Raw genomic sequence first — 26,969 nt, 5'->3', positions numbered from 1 at the left:
GTGCAACGACGTGAGTTCCTGGCTTTTTCCGGTCTGGGCCTGGCGGGCCTGCTGCTGCCGCATTCCCGTGCCATCGCCGCCGAGCAACTGCTCGCCCCGGTCGACACCCTCCAGCGCAGGCGCCTGGCGGACGTGGCGCTGGCCACCGCACGCACGGCCAAGGCCAGCTACTGCGATGTGCGCATCGGCCGCTACCTCAACCAGTCGGTCATCACCCGCGAGCATCAGGTCGGCAACGTGACCAACCGCGAATCGTCCGGCGTGGGCGTGCGGGTGATCGTCAACGGGGCCTGGGGCTTCGCTGCCACCCACCAGCAGACCGAGGCCGCCGTACGCGCTGCGGTCGAGCAGGCGGCCGCGATCGCCCGCGCCAACGCCAGCATCCAGACCCGGCCGGTGCAGCTGGCGCCGACGCCGCCGGTCGGGGAGGTGCGCTGGCAGACCCCCGTCCGCAGGAACGCGATGGCGGTGCCGATCCAGGACAAGGTCGAACTGCTGCTGGCCCTCAATGCCGCCGCGCTGGATGCGGGCGCCGACTACATCAATTCCACCCTGTTCCTGGTCAACGAACAGAAGTACTTCGCCTCCAGCGATGGCTCGTTCATCGACCAGGACATCCATCGCATCTGGCTGCCGTTCACCGCCACCGCCATCGACAAGGCCAGCGGCAGGTTCCGCACCCGCGCCGGCCTGTCCTCGCCGATGGGCATGGGCTATGAGTTCCTCGATGGCGATGCGCGCGGCAAGGTGCACCTGCCCGGTGGCATCACCGCTTACCGCGATTCCTACGACCCGGTCGAGGACGCCATTGCGGCCGCCCGCCACGCGCGCGAGAAACTGAAGGCGCCGTCGGTGAAGCCCGGCAAGTACGACCTGGTGCTGGACCCGTCCAACCTGTTCCTGACCATCCACGAGAACGTCGGCCACCCGCTGGAGCTGGACCGCGTGCTCGGCTACGAAGCCAACTACGCCGGCACCAGCTTCGCCACGCTGGACAAGCGCGATGCGGGTTTCCGCTGGGGCAGCGACATCGTCACCTTCTTCGCCGACAAGACCCAGCCGGGCAGCCTCGGTGCGGTCGGCTACGACGACGAGGGCGTCAAGACCCAGCGCTGGGACCTGGTGCGCGACGGCATCCTGGTCGATTACCAGGCCACCCGCGATGAAGCCCATATCCTCGGCCGCGATGCATCGCATGGCTGCAGCTACGCCGATTCCTGGTCCAGCGTGCAGTTCCAGCGCATGGCCAATGTCTCGCTGGCGCCGGGCAAGCAGCCGCTCAGCGTCGAGGACATGATCAAGGACGTGGAGAACGGTATCTACATCCACGGCCGGGGGTCGTACTCGATCGACCAGCAGCGCTACAACGCGCAGTTCGGTGGCCAGCTGTACTACCAGATCAAGGACGGAAAGATCGCCGGCATGGTCGAGGATGCGGCCTACCAGATCCGCACGCCGGAATTCTGGAATGCCTGCACGGCCATCTGCGATGAACGCGATTTCCGCCTGGGCGGTTCGTTCTTCGACGGCAAGGGCCAGCCCGGCCAGGTCTCGGCGGTCTCGCACGGTTCGTCCACCACCCGCTTCAACGGCATCAACATCATCAACACCGCGCGCAGTCTCGGCGCTTGAGCCACCCATCCTTCGACATGGAGAGCAGCCTTGCAAAGACGTGACTTCCTGGCCCTGACCGGGCTTACCGCGGGCGGGCTGATCGTGCCCTCCTTCTTCGGCAAGGTGATCGCCGCCGAGCAGCTGCAGTCCAGCCTCGACCCGGCATTGAAGAAGCGCCTGGCCGACGCGGCGCTGCAGGCGGCGCGCAGCGCCGGTGCCACCTACTGCGACGTGCGCATCGGCCGCTACCTGCGGCAGTTCGTGATCACCCGCGAGGACAAGGTGCAGAACGTGGTGAACACCGAGTCCACCGGCGTGGGCATCCGCGTGATCGTCAACGGCGCCTGGGGCTTTGCCGCCACCAACGCACTGGGTACCGCCGACGTGGCCAGGGCCGCGCAGCAGGCGGCGGCCATCGCCAAGGCCAATGCCGGCGTGCAGACCGCACCGGTGCAGCTGGCCAAGGCGCCGGGCGTGGGTGAGGTGAGCTGGCGCACGCCGATCCGCAAGAATGCGATGGAGGTGCCGATCAAGGACAAGGTCGGCCTGCTGCTGGACGTCAACGCTGCCGCAATGGGCGCTGGTGCCAGCTTCGTCAACTCGATGCTGTTCCTGGTCAACGAGCAGAAGTACTTTGCTTCCACCGATGGTTCCTATATCGACCAGGACGTGCACCGCATCTGGGCGCCGATGACGGTCACCGCCATCGACAAGAGCAGCGGCAAGTTCCGCACCCGTTCGGGCCTGTCCTCGCCGATGGGCCTGGGCTACGAGTACCTGGACGGCGCCGCCGCCGGCAAGGTGGTCAGCCCGAATGGCGTGGTCAACTACAGTTCTTCCTACGACATGAAGGAAGACGCCATCGCCGCCGCCCGGCAGGCGCAGGAAAAGCTGAAGGCCCCGTCGGTGAAGCCGGGCAAGTACGATCTGGTGCTCGATCCGTCGCATACCTGGCTGACCATCCACGAGTCGATCGGCCACCCGCTGGAACTGGACCGCGTGCTCGGCTACGAAGCCAACTACGCCGGCACCAGCTTCGCCACCCTGGACAAGCGTGAACAGCATTTCCAGTACGGCAGCGAGCTGGTCAACATCTTCGCCGACAAGACCCAGCCCGGCAGCCTCGGCGCGGTGGCATACGACGATGAAGGCGTGAAGTGCAAGCGCTGGGACCTGATCAGCAACGGCAAGCTGGTGGACTACCAGACCATCCGCGACCAGGCCCACATCCTCGGCAAGACCGAGTCCGACGGCTGCTGCTATGCCGACTCGTGGTCCAGCGTGCAGTTCCAGCGCATGGCCAACGTGTCGATGGCACCGGGCAAGACGCCGCTGAGCGTGCCGGACCTGATCAGGGACGTGGAGAACGGCATCTACATCATCGGTGATGGTTCGTTCTCGATCGACCAGCAGCGCTACAACGCGCAGTTCGGCGGCCAGCTGTTCTACGAGATCAAGAACGGCCAGATCACCCGCATGCTGGAAGACGTGGCTTACCAGATCCGCACGCCGGAGTTCTGGAACGCCTGCACCGCCGTGGCCGACGAACGCGACTACCGCCTGGGCGGTTCGTTCTTCGACGGCAAGGGCCAGCCGGGACAGGTCTCGGCAGTCTCGCACGGCTCGTCCACTGCGCGCTTCAACGGCATCAACGTCATCAACACCGCACGCAGCCTCGGCTGACCGGTCAGGAGCCCTTACACCATGAGTATCTTCACCGAAGCCCAGGCCAAGGCCATCCTCGACAAGGTCATCGCCCTGTCCAAGGCCGACGAGTGCACCGCCGTGCTGGCCGGCGCGATCAGCGGCAACATCCGCTTCGCGCTGAACAATGTCTCCACCAGTGGCATCGTCGACAACACCGAACTGGCAGTCACCGTCGCCTTCGGCAAGCGCGTCGGCACCGCCTCGATCAACGAGTTCGACGATGCCGCGCTGGAACGCGTGGTGCGCCGTGCCGAAGACCTGGCCCGCCTGGCCCCGGAGAACCCGGAGTTCATGCCGGCCATCGGCAAGCAGAGCTACCGCGCCAGCCCCACCTTCAGCGAATCCACTGCTGCCATCGATCCGGCGTTCCGTGCCAAGGTCGCCGCCGATTCGATCGCCCCGTGCCGTGGTCACGGCCTGATCGCCGCCGGCTTCCTCGAGGACGGCCAGGGCTTCCAGGCCACCGCCAACAGCAACGGCAACTTCGCCTACCAGCGCACCACCAACTTCGATTACACCTGCACCGTGCGCACTGAAGATGGCCGCGGCTCGGGCTGGGTCGGCCGCAACCTGAAGGATGCGGCCGACTTCAAGGCCGACCAGGACATCCGCATCGCCATGCGCAAGGCCACCGAGTCGGCCGAAGCCAAGGCGCTGGAACCGGGCAAGTACACGGTGATCCTGGAGCCGGCCGCAGCGGCAGGCCTGATCAGCTTCATGATGAACTTCTTCAGTGCGCGCTCGGCCGATGAAGGCCGCAGCTTCCTGTCGAAGAAGGGTGGTGGCAACAAGCTGGGCGAGCAGGTCTACGACCCGCGCGTGACCATGATCGCCGATCCGTGGCATCCGGACGCACCGGTGCTGCCGTGGGACAACGAAGGCCTGCCGCGCGAGCGCATGGCCATCATCGAGAACGGCAAGATCGCCAACCTGGACTACTCGCGCTTCTGGGCGCAGAAGCAGGGCAAGACCGCCAAGGCCTCGCCGGGCAACCTGCTGATGAGCGGTGGCGACAAAAGCACCGCCGAGCTGGTGCGTGGCACCCAGAAGGGCATCCTGGTCACGCGTACCTGGTACATCCGCATGGTCGATCCGCAGACGGTGCTGCTGACCGGCCTCACCCGCGACGGCACCTTCTACATCGAGAACGGCCAGATCAAGCACCCGGTGAAGAACTTCCGCTTCAACGAGTCGCCGGTGATCATGCTCAACAACATCGAAGAGCTGGGCAAGCCGGTGCGTGTGGCCGGTGATGAGTCCAGCTACGTGATGATGATCCCGCCGATGAAGCTGCGCGATTTCACCTTCACCTCGCTGTCCGACGCCGTCTGATGGATCGCCGGGCCTGCCTGCGCTGGTTGGCCGCTGCCGCTTCGGCGGCGGCGCTGCCGGCCTGGGCACAGGCAGGCCCGCGCAGTTCGCGCTACGACTTCTGGTTCACCCGCCTGCAGTACGACTCCGGTGACTGGGACGTGGACGCGCGCATGCCGTCCAACCTGATCACCTCGCTGATCGACTACACCTCGCTGCGCGTGGACCCGCAGGAGCACGTGGTGGCACTGGCCGACCCGCGCATGCTGGAAGCGCCGTTCTGCTACCTGGCCGGCCACACGCTGGTGGAGTTCAATGCCGCCGAGCGGCAGAACTTCGTGCGCTATGTGCGCAATGGCGGCTTCGTCTTCGTCGACGACTGCAACCACGATATCGATGGGCTGTTCGCCACCTCGTTCGAGGCACAGATGGGCCGCCTGTTTGGTCCCAGGGCACTGCAGAAGCTGCCCAACAGCCACCCGCTGTACCGCAGCTTCTTCCGTTTCCCCGATGGCCCGCCGGCCACCAGCTTCGAACTCAATGGCTGGGGCGACGACCTGGTGCACGACTACCTGAAGGGCATCGAGGTCGATGGCCGCCTGGGGCTGCTCTACAGCAACAAGGACTACGGCTGCGAGTGGGACTACGACTGGCGCAACAAGCGTTTCCTGGCCGAAGACAACACCCGCTTCGGCGTCAACATCGTGATGTACGCGTTGAACAATTGATAGGACCTGCACGCCCATGACTTCCCCCGACCTCGATTCCCTGTTGCCACGCCTGGATGCGCTGCGCGCCGCGCTTGCACGCGCCGTGGTGGGCCAGCACACCGTGGTCGAGCAGCTGCTGATCGGCCTGCTGGCCGGCGGCCACTGCCTGCTGGAAGGCGCGCCCGGGCTCGGCAAGACCCTGCTGGTGCGCTCGCTCGGGCAGGCGCTGGAACTGCAGTTCCGGCGCGTGCAGTTCACCCCCGACCTGATGCCCAGCGACATCCTCGGCACCGAACTGCTGGAGGAAGACCACGGCACCGGCCATCGCCATTTCCGTTTCCAGCAGGGCCCGATCTTCACCCACCTGCTGTTGGCAGACGAACTCAACCGCACCCCGCCCAAGACCCAGGCCGCACTGCTGGAAGCGATGCAGGAACGCACGGTCAGCTACGCCGGCACCACCTACGCACTGCCGGCGCCGTTCTTCGTGCTGGCCACACAGAACCCGATCGAGCAGGCGGGCACTTACCCACTGCCGGAAGCGCAGCTGGACCGCTTCCTGCTGCACGTGCTGGTGGATTACCCCAGCGAGGACGAGGAGCGGCAGATCCTGGAACAGACCACCGGCGGCGCCACCGACGCGGTGCCGAAGGTGATGGATGCAGAGGCGGTGATCGCGCTGCAGGCCGCCGTACGCCAGGTGCACGTCAGCCCGGATGTGCTGGCCTGGATCACCCGCCTGGTGCGCGCCAGCCGCCCAGGCGAAGGCGCACCCGCCGCGATCAACCAGTGGGTGAAGTGGGGCGCGGGCCCGCGCGCCGGACAGTCGCTGGTGCTGGCGGCAAAAGCGCGCGCATTGCTGCAGGGCCGCTTTGCCGCCACCCGCGAGGATGTGCAGGCGCTGGCCGCGCCGGTGATGCGCCATCGCCTGCTGCTGTCGTTCGCCGCCGAGGCCGAGCAGAAGCGTGCCGACGACGTGGTCGCCGCCCTGCTGCAGGCCGTGCCGTTCCCGGGTTGAGCCACCCGTGAACGCCGGTACCCCGCTGACCTTGCCACCGGAACTGCGTGCGCGCCTGCGCACGCTCCGCGTGCGGCCACGCCTGGCCAGTGGCGCCAGTGGCATCGGCCAGCACGCCAGCCGCAGCCGCGGTGCCGGCCTCGAATTCGCCCAGTACCGTGCCTACGAACCAGGCGATGAGCTGCGCCAGATCGACTGGAAGCTGTATGCACGCTCGGACCGCTTCTTCGTGCGCGAATCCGAACGCGAAAGCCCGATCACGGTCTGGCTGCTGCTTGATGCCACCGCCTCGGCCGGCCAGGCCGATCGCGCGGCACCGCAGCGCACCCGCCTGGACCACATGCGCGGTGTGGCCGCCTGCGTGGTGGAACTGGCCCTGCAGCAGGGCGACCGTTTCGGCCTGCTGGCGATCAATGGCGATGGACTGCAGTTGGTGCCCGCAGCTAACGGCGCACGCCAGCGTGATCGCGTGCACCTGCAACTGCATGCGCTGCAGGCGCGTGGCGGCTGGCCTGTGGCCGATCGCCTGCGCCCGCTGTGGGAGCGCGTGCGCCCGGGCGACCTGCTGCTGGCGATCGGCGACGGTTTTGACGAGGCCGGCATTGTGCTGCTGGAACAACTGGCCAGCGCACGCCGCGAAGTGGCACTGCTGCAGATCCTCACCGCCGACGAGCGTGACTTCCCGTTCGGCGCAGGCCATCGCTTCCGCGATCCGGAGACCGGCGAGGAACTGCTGGGCGATGGCGCGGCGATCCGCACCGACTACCTGCAACGCTTCGCTGACACACGCAACGCATTGCAGTCGCGCCTGCAGGCCAGCGGCATCGCCAGTGCCACTGGCTGGCTCGACCAGCCGCTGGACCAACCACTGCAGGCACTGTTTGGCCGCAGGGGCGGCGCATGACCCTGCTGTTCCCGTTGGGCCTGGCCGCGCTCGCTGCAGGGTTGCTGCCGCTGCTGATCCACCTCGCCCGCCGCCATCCGTACACACCGCTGGATTTCGCCGCGCTGCGCTGGCTGCGTGCACAGATCCGGCCGCGCCAGCGCATCCGCTTCGATGACTGGCCGTTGCTGCTGGTGCGCCTGCTGTTGCTTGCCGCGTTGGCCTTGCTGCTGGCACGACCTGCATTGACCGGGCCTGCGCCAGCCCCCACTGCGTGGACGGTCGTAGCCCCAGGGCTGGACGCGACCGCACTACGCGGCACCGCCGAAGCGGGCAACTGGCATTGGCTGGCGCCCGGCTTCCCGGCCATTGATCAAGTGCCACCCGCGTCCACGGCTTCCCTGCCCAGCCTGCTGCGCGAACTGGACGCACAGCTGCCTGCGGGCACCGCATTGACCGTGCACGTTCCCGATCCCCTGCCCGGCCTGGACGGCGCACGCCTGCAGCTGTCGCGCGAGGTGCAGTGGCGTCCGCAGCCGATACCGGTGAGTGAGCAACCGAGTGCCGCAACGTTGCCGCGCCTGCGCGTGCACAGCGATGCTTCGGCCGCCGTCCAGCACTGGTTGAATGCACTGCAGCGCGCGTGGGGCAGGCAGGCGCCGCTCGCGCCTCTGGTGGCGGATGCGCTGCCCGAACGCGGCGAGATCGGCGTGTGGAGCCGCACTGGCGCACTGCCGGCGAACTGGCAGGCGTGGCTGCAGGACGGCGGACGTGTAGTGACTGCCGGCAAGCCTGCCGCCGAGGCCAGCATCCTGCTGCGCAACACCGAGGGCTCCCCGCTGCTGTGGCAGCAACGCATCGGCCACGGTGTCCTGCTGTCTCTGCCCGGCGACTGGGATGCCTCAGGCAACGCTGCGCTGCGCGATCCGCAGTTGCCACGCGCGCTGCTGCTGGCTCTGCAGCCGCATCCGCTGCCACGCCTCGGCGATGCCCAGGACCAGGCCCCCCGCCAGGCAGCACTGCCTGCGGCAACGCCGCCGCTGCGCAAGCTCACCCCGTGGTTGCTGCTGGCCATCGTGCTGCTGTTCGCGCAGGAACGCTGGATGGCCAGCAGTCATCGACGCAGGGGGCCCGCATGAACACCCTGCAGCTCGCCTGGCAGCACGCGCGCCGCCGCCGTGCGCTCGTCACCCTGCTGCTGGGCCTGCCGTGGGCGCTGGCCGCAACGGTGCTGGCGCTGCGCCTGGCGGGCTTCGATATCGCCTGCGTGATCGGCACCATCGGCCTGCTTGCCTGCGCAGCGCTCGCCACGGCACGCTCCCGCCAGCTGGACCCGCAGTGGTTGCAGCGCCAGCTCGATGGCAGCGGCGCCAGTGAGGACAGTGCCGACCTGCTGTTTGCCGATGCGCTTACCCTCAATCCGCTGCAGCAGCGCCAGCGCGCGCATGTGCTGGCCACGCTGGAACGCGCGATGCCGGAACTGCGTCCGCGCTGGCCGCGTGGAGCATTGGCGCTGTGCTGGATCGCAGGCCTGGCCATCGTTGCGCTGGCATTCGGCTGGCCACGTTCCAGCCCCGGCTCCGCGCCGGCCCGTGCGTCGGCGCCTGGCAGCACGGCTGCCGCGGGCCCACTGCACCTGCAGTCCACCCGCATGCGCATCGACGCGCCGGCCTATACCGGCCAGGCCACGCTCACCCAGAACGCACTGGATGCCAAGATCGCCGCCGACAGCCGGCTGTCGTGGTCGTTGCGCTTCGATCGCGCACCGGACAAGGCATGGCTGCAGTTCCACGATGGTCGCCGGTTGCCGCTGAACGAACACGATGGCCAGTGGCAGGCACAGGATGTGGCGCGCACGCCGGTGCTGTACCGCGTGGTGAGCGAGCCGGCGTTGGCCGGAACCGACCTGCATCGTCTGGACGTGGTCGCCGACCGCGCGCCCGGCGTACGCGTGCTGGAGCCGGCCGCCAGCCTGGTGCTGGGCACGCCCGGGCAACGCCAGTGGTCGTTGCGCTTCGAGGCCACCGACGACTATGGCGTAGCCGCGCAGGCAACGCTGTCGATCACCACCACCCAGGGCAGCGGTGAGAACATCACCTTCGTGAAACGCAGCGTGACGCTTGCCGGCAGCGGCGAAGCCACCGCGCGGCGTTTCGCCCACACGCTTGATCTGGCTGCGCTGGGCGCGCAACCGGGCAACGATGTCATCGCCCAGCTGGAAGTGCGCGACAACCACGCGCCAACGCCGCAGACCGGGCGCAGCAGCAGCGTGATCCTGCGCCTGCCCAGCGCCGAGGTTGCACTCGGTGCCGAACTGGAAGGCCGCATCAAGAAGACCCTGCCGGCCTATTTCCGCAGCCAGCGGCAGATCATCATCGATGCCGAAGCGCTGATCCGGCAGCGACGCAGCCTCGCCGCCGAGGACTTCGTGAAACGCAGCGATGCGATCGGTGTCGACCAGCGCATCCTGCGCCTGCGCTATGGCCAGTTCCTGGGCGAAGAAAGCGAAGGTGCACCGAAGCCACCGCCGACCAGCGACCTGCCCACCAGCGATGCGCCGACCGCAGACAGCCACGACGACGAACACGATCACGACCATGGCGCCGAGGCCGGTGCGCACGACGCGCATGGCCACGACCACGGCGGTAAGGCGTCCAATGCCGATGCGCCACCGGTGTTCGGCAGCGCCACCGATGTGCTGTCGGAGTACGGCCACACCCACGACCATGCCGAGGCCGCGACCCTGCTCGACCCACAGACCCGCGCCACGCTGAAGGCCGCGCTGGACCAGATGTGGTCGGCCGAAGGCGAGCTGCGCCAGGGCCGTCCGGAGCAGGCACTGCCGTTCGCCTACAAGGCACTGGGGTTCATCAAGCAGGTGCAGCAGGCCGAACGCATCTATCTGGCGCGGGTGGGGCCGGAGCTGCCGCCGATCGATGAAGGCCGTCGGCTGGGCGGCGATCGCGCCGGGCTGGCCAGTCGCGAACTGCCGCTGGCCGCACGCACGCCGCCCGACCCGGCCATCGTCGAAGCCTGGCAACGCCTCGGCGATGACACGGCCCCTCCCGATCTCGATGCACTCGCCACCTGGCAGCAGCGCAACGCCGCCTATCTGCCCGATGCGCTGGACCTGGCCGCGGCCATCGAGCAGCTGCGCATCGAACCCGGCTGCCGCGACTGCCGCCAGCGCCTGCGCGCACAGGTATGGCGCGCGCTGCAGCGACCCCTGCCGCAGGCAATGCGGCGCAACGCCGCCGATGCGATGGGGCAGCGGTACCTTGATGCGCTGGAGGTGCAGCCATGAACGCCTCCGCTGTGAACCTGTGGATTGCGCTGGCACTCGTCCTGATCGTGGTCATCGCCAGCGTGCGCGAGCTGCGTGGCAATGCCGCGCGTCGTGGCCGCCAGTGGATCGTGATTGCGCTGCAGCTGATCGCTGCCACGCTGCTGTACTTCTGCCTGGTCCCGCCCACCGGCCAGCAACCCGCGGTCGGCCTGGTCGTGCTGGGAATCGATGCCGACAAGGCCGGCGCGTTGCCGGCCAGCCCAGGCCCGCGGCTGCTGTTGCCTGAGGCTGCCGATGTGCCTGGGGGCCAGCGCGTGCCGGACCTGGCCACGGCGCTGCGCCAGCATCCGGCTTCCACGCTGACGCTGGTCGGTGCCGGCCTGGTCGCGCGTGACCGCGACGCGGTACTGCCACGCGACGTGCGCTGGCAGCCGGTAGCTCCGACGCGCGGGTGGATCGCGCTGCAGCCACCCGCCGACACCGCGCCCGGCGCACGCTTCGACGTGCATGCACAGGCGCGCGGCGTCGCCAAGGCCAAGGCGGAACTGCTTGACCCCGCCGACAGCGTGGTCGATCGCGTGGACGTTGCCGAGGACGGTCACGTGCAGCTCAGCGGCATCGCCCGCGCCGAGGGCCGCAGCGTGTTCCAGCTGCGCCTGCTCGATGCCGGCGGTCATGTGGTGGACAGCGCGCCGGTACCGCAGCAGACCCTGCCGGCGGCACCGCTGCGCATGCTGGTGCGTGCCAGTGCGCCGGGCCCGGAGCTGAAGTACCTGCGCCGCTGGGCCGCCGATACCGGCATCCGCGTGCAGGTACAGGCCGATACCGGGGCAGGTGTCAGCGTGGGGGATGGCGCGGTCGCGCTGGATGCAGCGTCACTCGCGCGCAGCGATCTGTTGCTGCTGGACGAGCGCAGCCTGACCGCATTGAGTGCCGGCCAGCTGGCTGCCGTGCGGCAGGCGTTGCGTGACGGCCTTGGCGTTCTGTTGCGCAGTGCAGGCGCACCTGCAGCCGGCGCGCGCCAGCGCCTCCGCGATCTGGGCCTGCCAGTGCAGGGCGATGGCAGCAGCCACGCCCTCGAACTTCCCGGCGATGGCGACAGCGCGGTCCTCGCCGCACGACGCGGCCCGCTCGCCGCCGGAACGCTGCCGACCGGCTACGGCGAGGAGGCTGACCGCAGCTCGCACAGTGCGCCCCTGCCCGCGCTGGAAGCACTGGCGCTGCAGGCGCCAGGCAGCAACGCCCTGCTGCGGGATGGGTCGGGCAAGGCCGTCGGCGGCTGGCGCGCGGTCGGCAAGGGCCGCATCGGCCTGCTGCCGATCACCGACAGCTGGCGCTGGGTGTTGGCCGGACGCGATGATCGCCACGGTGAACTCTGGAGCAGCGTCGTCGCCACGCTGGCGCGCGCGCAGGGCAGCGGTGATGCGCTGTGGTCGCCGCAGACGCTCGGCTGGGCGGGCGAACGGCAGGCGCTGTGCGGCGTGCAGGCGCCACTGCAGGTCTTCAACGCGCGCGGAGACAGCGTGCCCCTGATCGTTGACGGCGCAACGTCGACCCTGCGCTGCGCCGGCTGGTGGCCGCGCGAGGCGGGTTGGCAGCGCCTGCAGCACGGCGACACCACGGTCTGGCGCTATGTGTTCGACCCGAAGGCCGCACCTGCACTGCACCAGCAGGCGATGATCGATGCAACCACGCGGGCGTTGGCCGTCAGCGGGCCGACGAACACGGCGATGATGCAGCCCGTGCCGGGCTCGCGCTGGCCCTGGTGGCTGGCGTTCACGGTGTGCGCTTCGCTGCTGTGGTGGCTGGAGCGGCGGCGCTGACCCTGGGTCGGATCCCTTTCGCCCACGACAGGGCTCTGACCCCCTCCGTCATGCGTCCTTCAGCGTTTCCCCGCGCGCCGGTACACGCCGTTGAAGCGCACGTTCATGCCACCGCATTCGCTGTTGTCGGCCACGATCAGCACCTCGCCCAGCGAGTGCACGCGCACCCGGCACGTGTCCTCGACGAACTCGACATCAGCACCACGCGGCGTCGCGCGCGCTTCCACCTGGCCCATGTTCGGGCCATACGGGCGCTGTTCCGGCGTGGGGTTGGCAGAAGGCCAGTAGGCGTCGCCATCCACATGCAGTTGTCCACCCTGCACGGTGATGCGCAGGCCGTTGTCGCCGTCTTTCCAGTGGCCCACCCAGTCCTGCAGCGTTGGCACGGCCACCGGCAACGGCTGCAGCTTGCTGCGGTCCACCCAGCCGGCGCTGCCACCCACCTTGTTCGGGAAGAACGCACAGCGGTAGCGGCCAAGGTCGCGACCGGTCACCACCGTATCGCCGTTGACCACATAGCTGCGCTGGCGGCAGGCCGGTTCGCCCTTGGCAGGGCACCCGTCCATGTCGCCGAGCAGATACAGGCGCGGTGCGTCGACCACCCGCGCCAGCGCGAACCGGCTCTGTTCGGAGGGGAACGCGCCATTGCGGCACGCGCCATCACCGGCGATGCCGGCAGCAAAGGCAGACGCGGGCAGCAATGCAGCCAGCAGGCAGAACGAACGCAGGAACATGGCAGCGCTATCGGTTGAGGAACCGGCAGGATATACCGGCCTACTTCACCGGCGGTGCATCACCGGCATCCTGCTGCTGGGAGAACCGCAGCGCACGCTGCCGCTGTTCGGCACTGAGCTCAGGCGGTGGCCGGGCGATGGCGGACTGGATCTGGTCGGGGCCACCGGTGAGCTTGTTCAGGCCCCGGCCCGCCGCCAGCACGCCCTTGACCACGCCCATCATGATGTAGCCGCCGCCCATGCTGACCTGCTCCGGTGACGGTGGCTCGCTCCAGTCGCGGCTGAAGCGGTTGTCGCCGAACTTCACCGGGTTCTTGAAGCGGTACAGGTCCAGCGGCTCGTCGTCGGGCTTGAGTGCACGCACCTCGCCGAGGGTGGTGACGTTGTCCTGCGGCAGGGCGGTGGAGATCGGCGCGGTGGCTGCTGCCGGGGCACTAGCAGGGGGAACGGGTGCAGGATCGGGCACCGATACCGGCGCGGCCTGCTGCGCCTGCGCGATGCCGGCCAGCAGCATGCCGGCCAGGAGTGCTCCCTGCGTTCCACGTCGTGCCACAGCCATCCGCCCTGTTGGTTGCGTCCAGCGCCCAAGGATACGGATGCCGGCTTCAGATTTCGTTGCTGCACTGGCAGCTGTTCAGCCAGGGGAGATGCGGCGGCGCCACGGGACGCGAGCACTGAACGGTTCACGCCCTCCGTGTGCGATGTCTCACATCCTGAGACGTGGATGTGGTGCCATGTGACCCCTCGCAATCCGTCCCGGCTCCACTTTCCATGGCTTACGAACTCGCCAAGCGCACCGCCGATGCCGAGCAGAAGCTCGCCACCCGCGATGGCCTGCCCGCCCGTGACGGCGCCCTGCTCAGCGCGCGCCTGCAGCGCCGCTACCAGGACCGCATCACCGGCAGCTTTGCCATTCCCGGCCGCGAGGGCCGCTATGCCCCCATTCCCGATGCGGTACCGTCGGCCCTGGCCGCGGCCCTGAAGGCACGCGGCATCGAGCAGCTCTACAGCCACCAGGCCGAGGCCTGGGAGGCCAGCCAGCGTGGTGAGCACGTGGCCATCGTCACCCCCACCGCCAGCGGCAAGTCGCTGTGCTACACCCTGCCCGTGGTCAGCGCGGCGATGCAGGACAAGGCCAAGGCGCTGTACCTGTTCCCGACCAAGGCGCTGGCACAGGACCAGGTGGCCGAGCTGCTGGAACTCAACCGTGCCGGCGATCTGGGCGTCAAGGCCTTCACCTTCGATGGCGATACCCCGGGTGATGCGCGCCAGGCGATCCGCCTGCATGGCGACATCGTGGTGTCCAACCCGGACATGCTGCACCAGGCGATCCTGCCGCATCACACCAAGTGGGCGCAGTTCTTCGAGAACCTGCGCTACATCGTCATCGACGAAGTACACACCTACCGCGGCGTGTTCGGCAGCCACGTCACCAACGTGCTGCGCCGGCTCAAGCGCATCTGCGCGTTCTACGGCGTGCAACCGCAGTTCATCCTGTGCTCGGCCACCATCGGCAATCCGCAGGCGCATGCCGAGGCGTTGATCGAGGCACCGGTCACCGCGATCACCGAATCCGGTGCGCCCAGCGGACCGAAACAGGTACTGCTGTGGAACCCGCCGGTGATCAATCCGGACCTGGGCCTGCGCGCCTCGGCACGCTCGCAGAGCAACCGCATCGCGCGCATCGCGATCAAGTCCGGGCTGAAGACCCTGGTGTTCGCGCAGACCCGGTTGATGGTCGAAGTGCTGACCAAGTACCTGAAGGACATCTTCGACCACGACCCGCGCAAGCCGCCGCGCATCCGCGCCTACCGTGGCGGCTACCTGCCCACCGAGCGCCGCGAGACCGAGCGTGCGATGCGCGCCGGCAACATCGACGGCATCGTCAGCACGTCGGCGCTGGAACTGGGCGTGGATATCGGCAGCCTGGACGTGGTCATTCTCAACGGCTATCCCGGCAGCGTGGCCGCCACCTGGCAGCGCTTCGGCCGCGCCGGTCGCCGCCAGCAGCCGGCGCTGGGGGTGATGGTGGCCAGCTCGCAGCCGCTGGACCAGTACGTGGTGCGGCATCCGGACTTCTTCGCCGAGGCCTCGCCCGAACATGCACGCATTGCACCTGACCAGCCGCTGATCCTGTTCGACCACATCCGCTGCGCAGCCTTCGAACTGCCGTTCCGGGTTGGCGATGGCTTCGGCCCGATCGATCCGGAAGTGTTCCTGGAAGCGCTGGCCGAAACCGAAGTCATCCACCGCGAAGGCGAGCGCTGGGAATGGATCGCCGACAGCTATCCGGCCAACGCGGTGAGCCTGCGCGCGGTGGCCGACGGCAACTTCGTGGTGGTCGACCGCAGCGACGGCCGCCAGCAGATCATCGCCGAGGTCGATTATTCCGCCGCCGCACTCACCCTGTACGAAGGCGCCATCCACATGGTGCAGTCCACGCCCTACCAGGTGGAGACGCTGGACTGGGACGGCCGCAAGGCCTATGTCACCCGCACGCATGTGGATTACTACACCGACAGCATCGACTTCACCAAGCTCAAGGTGCTGGACCGTTTCGACGGTGGCGTGGCCGGCCGTGGCGATTCGCACCATGGCGAAGTGCACGTGGTGCGTCGCGTGGCCGGCTACAAGAAGATCCGCTATTACACCCACGAGAACATCGGCTATGGGCCGGTGAACCTGCCCGACCAGGAACTGCACACCACTGCGGTGTGGTGGCAGCTGCCGCAGGCGCTGCTGCTGCGCGCGTTCGCCAGCAAGCAGGATGCGCTGGATGGCTTCCTTGGCGCCGCGTATGCCCTGCACATCGTCGCCACCGTGGCGGTGATGGCCGATGCGCGCGATCTGCAGAAGTCAGTCGGCAACGGCGATGGTGCCTGGTTCGCGATCGCCGACCAGAGCGGCCGTGGCCAGCTGCGCGGCAGCGAAGGCGACCCTGGCGCGGTGGAGCTGCTGCAGGAGTTCGTGCCGACCGTTTATCTGTACGACAACTTTCCTGGCGGCGTTGGCCTGAGCGAGCCGCTGTGGCAGCGCCAGGCCGAGCTGGTGCAGCGCGCGCGCGAACTGGTGCAGCGTTGCGACTGCAAGGCCGGTTGCCCGGCCTGTGTCGGCCCGGTGCTGGCTGCACAGGAGGAAGATGAAACCTCGCCGCGCGCGCTGGCGCTGCGCGTGCTCGACCTGTTCGACGCAGAAGCCTGCCAGCACGTGCGCGACCTGGTGGTGACCACGCGCGAGCCGATGGAGCTGCTGGCACCGTGAGCCTGAGCCTGGACAAGCTGCGCCTGCTGCGGAAGCAGGCCGGCGACCCGAAAGCAGTCACGCCGGTGGCACCCGAGCCGCCCCCCCCGGCGCCGGCCCCGGTAGCCGCCAACGATGCACAGCAGCCACCGGCAGAGCGCTCGGTGTTCGCCTGGGTCGAACAGGAAATCCGCCACAAGCCGACCGGCGCTGCCGCGCCTGTGACGGCCGCCGCACCGTTGCGTCGACCGGAAGTGGGCAGCCTGCACCGCCTGCTCGGCCTGCGCTCGCGTGGTGGAGCCGCACCGGCACGCGCCAGTGCCCAGGATCGCCAGCTCCCCGGCGAGGAAATCGCGCCGGGGCTGTTCCTGATCGAGTCGCTGCAGCCGCAACCGATTCCCGCAGAACCGCTTTCCCTGGCTTTCGCCAGGCGCGAGCACGAGCACGTCGCCGCGCGCGACCTGCTGTTCTTCGATACCGAGACCACCGGCTTGGCCGGCGGCACTGGCACCCGCGCCTTCATGATCGGCGCCGCCGACTGGCACGTGTGCCCGCAGCGTGGCGAAGGCCTGCGCATCCGCCAGTTGCTGATGTCGACGATGGCCGCCGAGGACGCGATGCTGGCCACCTTCGCCCGCTGGCTGCAGCCGTCCACCGTGTTCTGCAGCTACAACGGGCGCAGCTACGATGCGCCGCTGCTGAAGACGCGCTACCGGCTGGCCCGCCAGCGTTGCCCGATCAGCGCGCTGGATCACGTCGACCTGCTCTACCCGACCCGCCGCCGCTATCGCGGCACGTGGGAGAACTGCAAGCTGTCCACCATTGAGCGCCAGCTGCTGCGCGTGGTGCGCGAGGATGACCTGCCTGGCTCCGAAGCCCCGGGCGCATGGCTGCGTTTCCTGCGCGGCGGCGATGCAGTGAACCTGCGTCGGGTGGCCGACCACAACCATCAGGACGTGGTCACCCTGGCCCTGCTACTGCAGCGACTGGTGCGCGAGGAGCAGCGCGAGCGCGAAACACTGGCGCTGGTCGGGCAGTAATGGCCAAGGGCCGCGTTGACATGCCCTGACGGTGGCAGCGGTGACACTGCCGCCACCATCCACGCCTGGAGTCCGACGATGCGCCTCAATCCGCTTGCCCTGCTCGCCATCCTGCCGCTGGCCGCCTGCAGCCACGCCGGCAGCAGCACCACCCACGATGCCGCACCGGCACCGGTGGCCGATGCCGCCCGCGAATGCAGGCCGGAAGCGCTGGAAGCCTTCACCGGCAAGACCGCCGACGAGGCCACCATCAAGAAACTGGTCGCCGATAGCGGTGCCCGCAACGCGCGCGTGGTCAAGCCGGGCATGGAGGTAACCATGGACTTCCGCCAGGACCGCGTGACGGTGCAGGTGGACGGTCAGAACCGGATCGAGCGCGCCAGCTGCGGTTGATCAACCCAGTGGGTGCCGGCCACTGGCCGGCACCCCACATTGCCGGCCAGCGGCCGGCACTACCAGTCAGAGTCGCTCGGCCTTGCCGCTGGCCAGTGCGTGTGCGATCACCTGCTGCGCCTGCCGCGACGCCTGCTCATGCACGCGTGCCTGACGCTCACCCAACGCAGCCTGCCGGCTGCCCAGCGCCGCCTGGCGGCTGGCCAGTTCAGACTGCTGGCTGGCCAGGCGCTGCATGCCGCGGGTGTGGGTGGCCCGCGCGGTTTCGTTGTCCACTTCCTGCATCGCACGACGTGCCTCTGCAGCAGCCTCACGTGCAGCCTCACGTGCAATGGCCGCATCGTTGGTCGCGCCCCGCGCCGCCTTCGCCGCTTCTGCCGCCGCTTCGCGGTTGATGTCATGCGCGGCCACCGCGCTGCGCGCAGCCTCGGCAGCGGCCAGTGCCATGCGGCGCGCCTCCTCGCCCTGCAGGCGGCCCATCTCGCCCATCTGCCTGCCGAGTTCGCCCTGCTGGCGACCCAGCGCACTCTGTTGGCGGCCCAGTTCGCTCTGCTGGCGGCCCAGATCCGCCGCGCCGCTGTAGGCACGCTGCAGGCTCTGGATCATCATCGGGTCTCGCACCACGTAGCGCTTGTCGCCCTTGCGGAACCACAGCGCCGGGCCCTTGCCGAGCTGTCTGCGGGCCACCGTCACGTCGTCCATGCCGCCGTTGGCGAAGGTCGAATCGCCATCTACCAGCACGAAGGCCTCCGGCGGCGATTTGCCCAGGTCCAGGCGGCCGTAGGTGGTGATGGAAGTGGTGCGGGAGGTCGTGTGTTCACTGTGCATGCCGGTATCGACATCGACATCCGCATCCACGTCGACCGCCACATCCGCATCGTCCGGACCTGACAACGCCTCGACATCAGCCGGCTCGGCGGGCGGCGCGGGCGCCACCGGCACGGCCGGAACGCGCGCGGACGAAGGCGGTGCGGGCGGCGCTTTCGGAGCCTTCGGCGGCGGCGGCGGCACGACCTTCGGCGCCGCAGGAGGCGCGGGCGGTGCCGGCGGCACCGGCGCTGCGACCAGCCGCATCGGCGCCACGCCCACCACCAGCACCACCGCAGTCAACGCCATCGCCAGGATGCGCGGGCAGGACCGGCGCGACTGCAGCGAGAGCAGGCGGCGCTTGAGGCTGGTGGTATCCGGTGCGGCACTGGCCACGCCCAGATGCGGCTGCGGTGCCACGCCCAGCTGCAGCAGCAGACGGCCATAGGCCTGGCGGCTGGCACCGTGCTGGCCAACCACCGCTGCATCCACCGCTTCCTCGCGCGCCTGTGCATATTCACGCACCGACAGGCGCAGCAGCGGGTGGAAGAAGAACAGGTGCTGGGCCAGTGCAGGCAGCAGGCCCCATTGCAGGTCACGCCGCTGCAGGTGCTGCAGTTCGTGGGTCAGGGCCAGGTCCAGCGCGTCGCCCTGCAGGGCGTTGTCGCCCGCCGGCAGCAGCAGCACCGGGCGGAACGGCCCGACCAGCTGCGGTGCGTCAACCTGCGTGCTCATCCACAACCGCGGCGCAGGACGCACGCCGTGCGCATCGGAGGCCAGCTGCAGGGCCTGCACCAGCGCCTCGTCCTCGCAGGGATAGGCCGCTGCCAGCAGCGCGCGGCAGCGACGCCACTCACCGAAGGTACGCAGGGCCATCAGCAGCACGCCGGACATCCACAGCGTGGCCAGTGCGACGGCCCACCATGCCACCGCCGGCACATCCGCGGCGGGCATCGGCATTGCGGCCAGCAGCTGTGCCGAGGCCTCCGGGGCCAGCGGGTAGACCATGTCGGCGGCCACATCGGTCGCGCTCATCGCCACCGCCTGCGGCGCCGGCAGCCAGGCCAGCTGCAACGGCTGGCTCCAGAACAGGCCGAGCACAGCCTGCAGCGAGACCAGCCACCACAGGCGGCAGCGGGTCGCCGCCGACAGCGACGGCAGCGCGCGGCATACGCCATACACCAGGGCCACCAGCAGCACGGTCTGCAGGCTGGTCCAGCCCAGCCGTTCCAACATCGGGATCAGCATCGTGGTGTCCATGGCTCAGCCCTCGTGGCGGCGCGATTGGAGTTGGGCAACCAGCGCTTCCAGTTCGGCCAGCTCGTTGTCGCTGACCTGCTGGCGCTGCGACAGGTAGGCCACGAACGGCGACACCGAGCCCTGCAGGGTGTTGTCGACGAACTGCGCCACCGCGCCCTGCAGCACGCTCTGCGGGCCACGCGTGGCCTGGTAGCGGTAGACACCGTCCTGCTGCTGGCGCTGAAGATACCCCTTCGCCCGCAGTCGCTCCATCATCGTCAGCACGGTGGAGCGGGCCAGCCCACGGGCCTCCCCATAGCCACTGGCGACCTCGCCGACCGTGGCCGGCGCATGTTCATCGATGTACTGCAGCAGGGCCAGCTCCTGGTCCCCGATCGTCTTGCCACGCATGACACCACTCCCTTGACTACACGTGTCGCCACTGTCTGCGTGACGACAACTGTAGTCAACCCCCCGGAAGTCATGGGCCGACGAACGGTAGGCACCACCGCGCCCTTAAACCTTTGACGCGCCGTCTGCATCCGATCCGCAACGTCCCAGTGGAATGCCGCATGTTCCGTCCCACGCTCCGAGTGCTGCTCATGCTCATCAGTGCACTGCCCTTCGCTGCCATCTCTGCCAGCCACGACCCGGCCAACGACCAGACCCGCCGCCTGATCCGCCAGGTCATGCTGGAACAGCGCATCCCCGGCTTGCAGGTCGCCGTGGTCAAGCAGGGACAGATCGTGCTGTCAGAGGCCTATGGCCTGGCCAACGTCGAGAATGGCGTGCCTGCCACGCGCGACACCCGCTTCCCGCTCAATTCGGCCACCAAGGCGTTCACCGGCGTGGCCGCCGCACAGTTGGCACAGCGGGGGCAGCTGGATCTGGACGCGCCGGCGTCGCGCTACCTGGATGATCTTCCACCTGCGTGGAAAGACGTACGCGTGCGCCAGTTGCTGGCGCATACCTCAGGCCTTCCGGACATCCTCGATGCGAACGGACTGCTTGGCGGTGGTTCCGAGGCACAGGCATGGGCGGCAGTCACCGCGCGCCCTGTCGAAGCGGCCCCCGGGCAGCGTTTTGCCTACAACCAGACCAACTACGTGCTGCTGGCCAGGATCATCGCGCAGCTATCCGGCATGCCCTACGAGCGCTTCCTGGCCACCGGCCAGTTCAGCAGTGCACGCATGGCGCGCACCACCTTCGGCGACAGCTATGACCTGATTCCGGATGTGGCGACGATGTACAGCCTGGCCCCGCGTGCCACCGACGCGGCGGATGCGCCGTCGCGCCTGTCGCACTGGTTCTATGACATACCGCCTTCGCTGTGGGCCGGTGGCGGCATCCTCACCACCGCCGACGACACCGCGCGCTGGCTGGTCGCGCTGACCGAAGGCCGCCTGCTGCAGGACCCGGCCCGGCAGCGCATGTGGACCGTCGAGCGCCTGGCCGACGGTCGCGCCGGTGCCTGGGCCGGCGGCTGGCCGGTGCTGAACGCCTCACCCGACCTGCAGGTGGCCGGCATCGGCGGGGCACGCTCAGCCTTCGTGGTCTATCCCGAGCGCGGCGTGGCGGTAGTGGTGCTGACCAACCTGGTCGGTGCCAATCCGCAGCAGTTCATTCCGCGCATTGCCGACTTCTATGCGACTGCTGAAACAGCGCTCTGACGCGGCAGGCAGCTGCAACACTGCGAGGGGTAGCGCATGCCGCTCCTGCAGTATCTCCATCTATGTTGGCGGCAATGAGCGCACCGTGTCCGCGATGTGCGCATCATCAACTATCTCGTAAATTTCCCCGTGACAGAGTAGAGCGGCTCGAGCAACCACTCATAGAGCTTTCGGCGCTCTCCCATAATATCTGCTTCAAGCTGCATACCTGGACGCAGTGGCTCCCGGTTTCCATATGCCAGAACATCCTGGTGGTCCAGCGAAACGAAGACACGATACAGGGACTGATCTGGACCGTGGCTCTCCTTACTTTTCATCATTGCGCTTCTGGAGATGCGAATTACGGTGCCCTCATGAGTACCGAACTTTTGGTAGGGATATGCTTGGTACCTCAGCAAAACTCGATCACCCACTTTTACGAAGCCTATCGCGGAACTCGGGACAAGCAACTGCGCTCTTAGCTCGGACCCTTCGGGTAGCAAGCTAAGAATCGCCTGACCTGGCTGTACGGCCTGTCCGGCCTCGACCAACCGGTTCGCGACAAGTCCGGCTACGGGAGCCCGAAGAAGGAGTTCGCCATCGGCCTCCATCCGAATAGTTTCCTGGCTCAGTGCCGCCAAGTCCCGCTCAGACGTGGCCTTAGTCGACAGCCTCTGCTGAGGAATCTCCGCAAGGCGCTGCTCCAGTTCAGCCAGACTCCTACGAATTGACGTCGCTTGGCGTTGGAGCGCCTGCTGTGCGTTCACCATCTCAAGTGTCGATTGCTCTTGCTGGTTGATCTGAACGAGACTCACATAACGCTGATCCTCCACGCTTCATAGCGAGCTACGGTTTCGCGACCGATCCTTACCTGCTCGCCGCGTGTCTGGATCTCAGACTCAATCTGGGCTAGCTCTCGCAACATCGCGCTGCGCTGCGCTTTGGCGCCGTCCTGCTGGGCTGCAAACTGCCTGTCCTGAAACTCGCTGATCGCGCTTACGCTTGCAATTCGGCTCCTCTGGGCATCGAGCAAGGTAGACACAGAATCGCGACCGGAGGACGTGACTCTTGGAACATTCACTGTCAGCAGTCCATCTTGAACACAAACATGGTCGCCCTCTTCCACATTCAACCTTGACACGACACCTGCAGAGGGAGCGACGACTGTGGACAGCCCGAGATCTGGCACAAGTTCACCCAGTACCCGCGACCTGCGCGAGTACTCGCCCAGGTACAGGAAGCTGACAATTGTCGAGGCAGCTATCGCTGCGAAGAGCCCCAGAATCCAGAATCGAACAGGTTGCGCGAGAGATATCGCCCCGAGCCAGCTGCGCCGCTGTGCGTCTACTGCCTCCTTTCGGAACAAATCGCTCATGGAACAGTGACCTTTTCACGCTGTTCTCCGTTCGCCAAAGGACCCGAAGGGCTTCGCTTCAGTTCCGGAGCAATCGTCCCCGCATGCATAACGAGGACTCGATCGGCACTAGCGATCGTCTCAGGACGATGAGCGATGATCACTCGGGTGAGGTCAAGCTTCCGCACCGCGTTGCTGACAAGCCTCTCTCGATCCACGTCCAGATGGCTGGTCGCCTCGTCAAGAAAGAGAAAACGAGGCTTACGATACAAGGCTCTAGCGAGGATTACCCTCTGCCTTTGGCCTCCCGACAAGGAGGTTCCCATGTCTCCGATCAGGCTGTTATACCCCATTGGCATCGCAGAGATATCGTCGTGGACTGCAGCTAGGCGAGCTGCCTCACGCACTCGATCTTCGTCCCAGTCCTGATCCTCGAAGGCAATATTTTCACTCACACTTCCCGCGAAGAGCTGATCATCCTGCATTACAGCTCCGATCACTCGGCGATAGGCATCCATGTCGAGCTTGGAAAGCGGCACGCCCCCGACTCGAACCTCTCCTTCGGAGGGTTGCAGAAGGCCAAGCAGAATCTTCAGTAATGTTGTCTTTCCGCAACCCGAGGGACCGATGATGGCCACCGATTCGCCGGGCTCAATCGCCAGGGTACAGTTCCTGAGTACCCACGGCTCACCAGGAGCATAGCGAAAGCCAAGACCATCGGCCTCGATACGCAGATCATCAGGGGGCAGACCACCTGACCTTAAAGAAGGGCTCTCCGGCTCCGTGAGAACAATGTCAGAAAGCCGCTCACCATGTAAGTGAAGCATGCGGAGTTCCACCCACTTGTCGATCAAGGCGCCCACGCGCTGTGAGAACTGATCCTTGTACGCAAGGTAGGCGATCAGCATACCCACTGAGAACACGCTCTCCATTGCGAGAAGCGCTCCAATCCAGATGACCGCGATGCGTTCCAGACCGAACACAAATTGGCTTGCGCCACTGAAACCCAGGCCAAACTTCGAAAGCCAGATGTCTCGGTTGATGGCATCGTTCAAAAGGTTGAAGTAGCCAGCTTGGCGAATCGACTCGCGGCCCGCGACCTTCACTGACTGAACGCCGCGGATTGACTCAAGCAGATGACTCTGCTGTTTTGCCCCCGCGATCAACTGCGCCTCGGTTCCTTGCCGAAGGGGACTAAACGCAACCGCGCGTGCAATGGCATACAGGACAACGGCTACCAGGGTGACGAGAGCGAGCTTCCAGCTGTACAGCAGCATCATTCCAAACGTCACTATCATCATGAGGCCGTCGATCAGCGCTTCAACGAAACTTGTCGTCAGTGTTCGCTGGATGGCCTGGACACTACCCATCCGCGAGGTGACGTCACCCAGATGACGTTTCTCAAAGTAATCCAAGGGCAAGTGCATGAGATGTCGGAAGACATTGCCGGTCCACTGCAGGCTCAATCGGTTTGATAGATAAATTAACGCTCTGCCTCGAATCTGTCCGATACATACCTGCAGTACAAGTGCTAGACCAAAGCCGAGGCCAAGTACCGTCAGAAGGTCCCTATCGGAAGCGACCAGTGCCTGATCAACTGTCCATTGCATGAAGAATGGCGCTATCAGAACGAATATTTGAAGAGCCACTGAGAACAAGAGCAACAAGCCAAGGGATCGCCACAAACCTTCGATCTTTCCGGTCAATTTCTTCAGCGAGACTGCGGCTGGAGGCGGCGTGACCTGGAACTCTGCGGTTGGATGGAGCTCAAGAGCGATGCCCGTAAAGTGCCGCGAGACCTCTTCGAAGGATAGCTTGCGCTTGCCAAATGCTGGGTCCAGGACAGTGATGCTGCTTCGATGGAGCTTCTCAATCACCACGAAGTGATTAAGGTCCCAATGCGCGATGCAGGGCAGTTGCAGCTGGCTCAGATGCTCCATGTCCAAGCTCAACGGGCGACAACGAAAGCCAAGCTTTGCCCCAACGTCAATGATGTGAGCCAGCGTAGCGCCTTTGAGCGAGAGCGGATACCGGCGACGAAGCTCCCGAAGCCCGGCCTTGTTGCCATGGTGCGCCGCGACCATGGCCAAGCATGCAAGACCACACTCAGCCACCTCAGACTGTATAGGGGCGTCCATGCGTCGCCCTCCTAGTCGTGAAAATATTTCATCGATTGCGTTCTCAATTGCGGTGGAGCTCCAGACTAAGCGGACGCCCACTGCAGAATGCTTTCAATAGCTTTGAGAATAGGCTGTAAATTTCGCCACCTTGACTCCAAAGGAACCACAGCAATGCAATCGCACCAAGAACATGAGCGTCCCGCCTCTTGACTCTGAAAACATAGAACTTGCCCCGCTCACCCCCACCTTTTGAATCATCTGATTGCACAAGTGGCTCCACGACGAAAAATGGAAGATGCCGGGTAGAAGCACCCGGCATCCAAGGTAATAGGAAGCAACTAGACTATGACGTCAGTGGAAGAATCGGGAGAGGCCGCGTACTCCTTCATCGCGCCCCAAGCACTACCTAGAGCTGAACCCACCATCCTTCCCCAGTTCCAGGTCTGCCAATCTCCGCCTGAAATTTCTCCGATTTCATCGCAATGTAGCTCTCGAAATTCCGTCATTTACTTTGGCTCCATATGGTTGGTTCCGTTGAACCCGTCCATGACGCCGCCTACAAAGTCCGGATTTCATTTCGTTCGTAGTAGACAAACGCGGCCACAGCGGCCCAAGGCAGCCATCCTCCTGAGATGCTATCGACCTGATCTGCAGAAATCTCTTTCATGGAATGCTCCTTATCCTTGATGAAGGGACCATCTTCTTTAACGAATACAACCAACACGGCGGTAGTTCAGGACTCCGCATTCACGCCGCAGGTCAACGATGTGCTTGAATTTGCATTCACATCCATGAGGAAAGTTGCAAATCGCCTGGCACTTAGTAGGCAGGCAATGACACTAGCCTCACGTGAGAATATTGGGTTGGCGATCCCGTCTTGGGTGGACCCGAACAGGTTCCCCCTACCCCCGCGGCCCACCCATCACCGGCAGGATCGCCCCGCTGATGTAGCTTGCACAGACCGGCGAGGCCAGGAACACATACGCCGGTGACAGCTCTTCAGGCTGTGCAGGCCGGCCCATGTCGCTGTCCTTTCCGAACTCGGCGACATCCCCGGCCTGCTTGTCGGCCGGGTTCAGCGGCGTCCATACCGGCCCCGGCGCCACGCAGTTGACCCGGATGCCGCGCGGCAGCAGCTGGCTGGCCAGGGCCTTGGTGAACGCATGGATCGCGCCCTTGGTGGCCGAGTAGTCGATCAGCGCCTTGCTGCCGAAGAGTCCGGTTTCCGAGCCGGTGTTGATGATGCTGGCGCCCTCGCCCAGATGCGGCAGTACCGCACGCGCCATCTGGATGTAGCCGCCGATGTTGGTCTGCAGCGTCTCCTGCAGGTGCGCGTCTTCCAGATCCTCCAGCCGCTCGCAGTGCAGCTGGAACGCGGCGTTGTTGACCAGGATGTCGATGCCACCGAAGGCCTTGGCCACCTGCTTGACCGCCTTGTTGCAGAAGCGCGGGTCGCGCACGTCACCGGCGATCACCACACAGCGGCCACCTTCGCGCTCCACGTGCTGGCGGGTGATGTCGGCATCTTCGGCCTCGTCCAGGTGCAGGACCGCCACATCGGCGCCTTCGCGTGCGAACAGCACGGCCACAGCACGGCCGATGCCGGAATCACCGCCAGTGACGATCGCGCGCATGCCCTGCAGCTTGCCGCTGCCGGTGTAGTCCGGCGCGAGGAAGCGCGGCGCCAGCTCCAGTTCGTGTTCGTGCCCCGGCTTTGCCAGCTGCTGGGCCGGCATGGCCTCCGGCTGGCGGCGTGCGCCGGCCTGGGTCGCGGTCTTTTTCGTGGCCTTCTTGGCCGCGCGGGCGTCCTTGGCCTTTTCCTGATCCTGCAGGCGCCGCTGCCGGGCGGCAACGCGGGCGGCGCGGGGATCACCAGCCGCCGCCTTGCGGGTTGCGGTCTTCACCACCCGCGGGCGAGCGGGGTCGGCAGCGGTCTGGGTCGCGGTGCTGCCCTTGCGCACCTTGGGTGAGGCTTTGCGGCGGGCGGGGGTCTTTCGGGTGGTGGCCATGCAGGTCTCCTCGGGGGGGAATGGGATCGGCG

At 66.6% G+C, this 26,969-nt stretch carries 21 protein-coding genes; 13 read left to right on the top strand and 8 right to left on the bottom strand.

The genetic code is table 11. From position 1 onward, the window contains the following. From AC5P6H_RS16580 to AC5P6H_RS16540, 9 genes are read left to right on the top strand one after another with little or no spacing between them, the layout of a single operon-like run. Nucleotides 1–1,632, top strand: coding sequence for a TldD/PmbA family protein (locus AC5P6H_RS16580; RefSeq protein WP_032957606.1), 1,632 nt, complete (start codon nt 1–3; stop codon nt 1,630–1,632). Nucleotides 1,633–1,662: 30 nt separating this feature from the next. Continuing rightward, complete coding sequence (locus AC5P6H_RS16575) at nt 1,663–3,297, top strand: TldD/PmbA family protein (RefSeq protein WP_329768355.1); 1,635 nt, start codon at nt 1,663–1,665, stop codon at nt 3,295–3,297. Between the two features lie 21 nt (nt 3,298–3,318). Further along, complete coding sequence (locus AC5P6H_RS16570) at nt 3,319–4,653, top strand: TldD/PmbA family protein (protein WP_014645476.1); 1,335 nt, start codon at nt 3,319–3,321, stop codon at nt 4,651–4,653. Further along, on the top strand, nt 4,653–5,360 hold the full coding sequence (locus AC5P6H_RS16565) for a DUF4159 domain-containing protein (RefSeq protein WP_005411842.1): 708 nt from the start codon (nt 4,653–4,655) through the stop codon (nt 5,358–5,360). The genes AC5P6H_RS16570 and AC5P6H_RS16565 overlap by 1 nt, the downstream gene beginning before the upstream one ends. A 16-nt stretch (nt 5,361–5,376) precedes the next feature. After that, nucleotides 5,377–6,360 carry an AAA family ATPase gene (locus tag AC5P6H_RS16560; RefSeq protein ID WP_014645475.1) on the top strand — a complete coding sequence of 328 codons (984 nt, stop codon included), beginning with the start codon at nt 5,377–5,379 and terminating at the stop codon, nt 6,358–6,360. Nucleotides 6,361–6,367: 7 nt separating this feature from the next. Continuing rightward, nucleotides 6,368–7,264: a DUF58 domain-containing protein gene (locus AC5P6H_RS16555; RefSeq protein WP_495202894.1), complete on the top strand. Its 897-nt coding sequence runs from the start codon at nt 6,368–6,370 to the stop codon at nt 7,262–7,264. After that, nucleotides 7,261–8,382, top strand: coding sequence for a BatA domain-containing protein (locus tag AC5P6H_RS16550; RefSeq protein WP_049442516.1), 1,122 nt, complete (start codon nt 7,261–7,263; stop codon nt 8,380–8,382). Before AC5P6H_RS16555 ends, AC5P6H_RS16550 begins: the two co-directional genes overlap by 4 nt. Further along, nucleotides 8,379–10,547: a hypothetical protein gene (locus AC5P6H_RS16545; protein WP_495202893.1), complete on the top strand. Its 2,169-nt coding sequence runs from the start codon at nt 8,379–8,381 to the stop codon at nt 10,545–10,547. Before AC5P6H_RS16550 ends, AC5P6H_RS16545 begins: the two co-directional genes overlap by 4 nt. Continuing rightward, entirely contained in the window at nt 10,544–12,352 is a 1,809-nt protein-coding gene (locus AC5P6H_RS16540; RefSeq protein ID WP_126411572.1) for a hypothetical protein, read from the top strand. The genes AC5P6H_RS16545 and AC5P6H_RS16540 overlap by 4 nt, the downstream gene beginning before the upstream one ends. Nucleotides 12,353–12,411: 59 nt before the next feature. On the opposite strand, the gene AC5P6H_RS16535 is transcribed toward AC5P6H_RS16540, so the two are convergent. Next, on the bottom strand, nt 12,412–13,086 hold the full coding sequence (locus AC5P6H_RS16535) for a hypothetical protein (protein WP_014645470.1): 675 nt from the start codon (nt 13,084–13,086) through the stop codon (nt 12,412–12,414). A 40-nt stretch (nt 13,087–13,126) separates the two neighbouring features. Beyond that, nucleotides 13,127–13,645 (bottom strand): hypothetical protein, encoded by a 519-nt coding sequence (locus AC5P6H_RS16530; protein WP_495202892.1) that lies wholly within the window; start codon nt 13,643–13,645, stop codon nt 13,127–13,129. 212 nt (nt 13,646–13,857) lie between these two features. Here AC5P6H_RS16530 and AC5P6H_RS16525 point away from each other — a divergent pair, with 212 nt between their 5' ends. The 3 genes from AC5P6H_RS16525 to AC5P6H_RS16515 all read left to right on the top strand — a co-directional run bounded on the left by AC5P6H_RS16525 (nt 13,858) and on the right by AC5P6H_RS16515 (nt 17,759). After that, entirely contained in the window at nt 13,858–16,347 is a 2,490-nt protein-coding gene (locus tag AC5P6H_RS16525) for a DEAD/DEAH box helicase (RefSeq protein ID WP_401727957.1), read from the top strand. Beyond that, nucleotides 16,344–17,366 carry a ribonuclease H-like domain-containing protein gene (locus tag AC5P6H_RS16520; RefSeq protein ID WP_049404226.1) on the top strand — a complete coding sequence of 341 codons (1,023 nt, stop codon included), beginning with the start codon at nt 16,344–16,346 and terminating at the stop codon, nt 17,364–17,366. The genes AC5P6H_RS16525 and AC5P6H_RS16520 overlap by 4 nt, the downstream gene beginning before the upstream one ends. A 78-nt stretch (nt 17,367–17,444) precedes the next feature. Then, entirely contained in the window at nt 17,445–17,759 is a 315-nt protein-coding gene (locus AC5P6H_RS16515; protein WP_495202891.1) for an I78 family peptidase inhibitor, read from the top strand. Between the two features lie 66 nt (nt 17,760–17,825). On the opposite strand, the gene AC5P6H_RS16510 is transcribed toward AC5P6H_RS16515, so the two are convergent. After that, the gene (locus tag AC5P6H_RS16510; protein WP_495202890.1) at nt 17,826–19,826 is read right to left on the bottom strand and encodes a M56 family metallopeptidase; all 2,001 of its coding nucleotides are present in this window, start codon (nt 19,824–19,826) and stop codon (nt 17,826–17,828) included. Between the two features lie 3 nt (nt 19,827–19,829). Further along, nucleotides 19,830–20,216, bottom strand: a complete 387-nt coding sequence (locus AC5P6H_RS16505; RefSeq protein ID WP_014645465.1) for a BlaI/MecI/CopY family transcriptional regulator — start codon at nt 20,214–20,216, stop codon at nt 19,830–19,832. Between the two features lie 191 nt (nt 20,217–20,407). Here AC5P6H_RS16505 and AC5P6H_RS16500 point away from each other — a divergent pair, with 191 nt between their 5' ends. Next, entirely contained in the window at nt 20,408–21,475 is a 1,068-nt protein-coding gene (locus AC5P6H_RS16500) for a serine hydrolase domain-containing protein (protein WP_227864077.1), read from the top strand. Between the two features lie 110 nt (nt 21,476–21,585). Here AC5P6H_RS16500 and AC5P6H_RS16495 read toward each other — a convergent pair whose 3' ends face one another. From AC5P6H_RS16495 to AC5P6H_RS16480, 4 genes are all read right to left on the bottom strand, one after another. Further along, nucleotides 21,586–22,269 (bottom strand): HlyD family secretion protein, encoded by a 684-nt coding sequence (locus tag AC5P6H_RS16495; RefSeq protein WP_495202889.1) that lies wholly within the window; start codon nt 22,267–22,269, stop codon nt 21,586–21,588. Further along, nucleotides 22,266–22,829 (bottom strand): HlyD family secretion protein, encoded by a 564-nt coding sequence (locus AC5P6H_RS16490; RefSeq protein WP_495202888.1) that lies wholly within the window; start codon nt 22,827–22,829, stop codon nt 22,266–22,268. Before AC5P6H_RS16490 ends, AC5P6H_RS16495 begins: the two co-directional genes overlap by 4 nt. Continuing rightward, a complete protein-coding gene (locus AC5P6H_RS16485) occupies nt 22,826–24,946 on the bottom strand; it encodes a peptidase domain-containing ABC transporter (RefSeq protein WP_495202887.1) in 2,121 nt (706 codons plus the stop codon). Before AC5P6H_RS16485 ends, AC5P6H_RS16490 begins: the two co-directional genes overlap by 4 nt. A gap of 884 nt (nt 24,947–25,830) precedes the next feature. Continuing rightward, entirely contained in the window at nt 25,831–26,937 is a 1,107-nt protein-coding gene (locus AC5P6H_RS16480) for an SDR family oxidoreductase (RefSeq protein WP_014645462.1), read from the bottom strand. Nucleotides 26,938–26,969: the final 32 nt, after the last annotated feature.

Source organism: Stenotrophomonas sp. YJH_SMC_110, assembly GCF_059369255.1.
The sequence above is the reverse complement of the archived record's forward strand: the minus strand, read 5'-3'. Positions and strand labels throughout refer to the sequence as shown.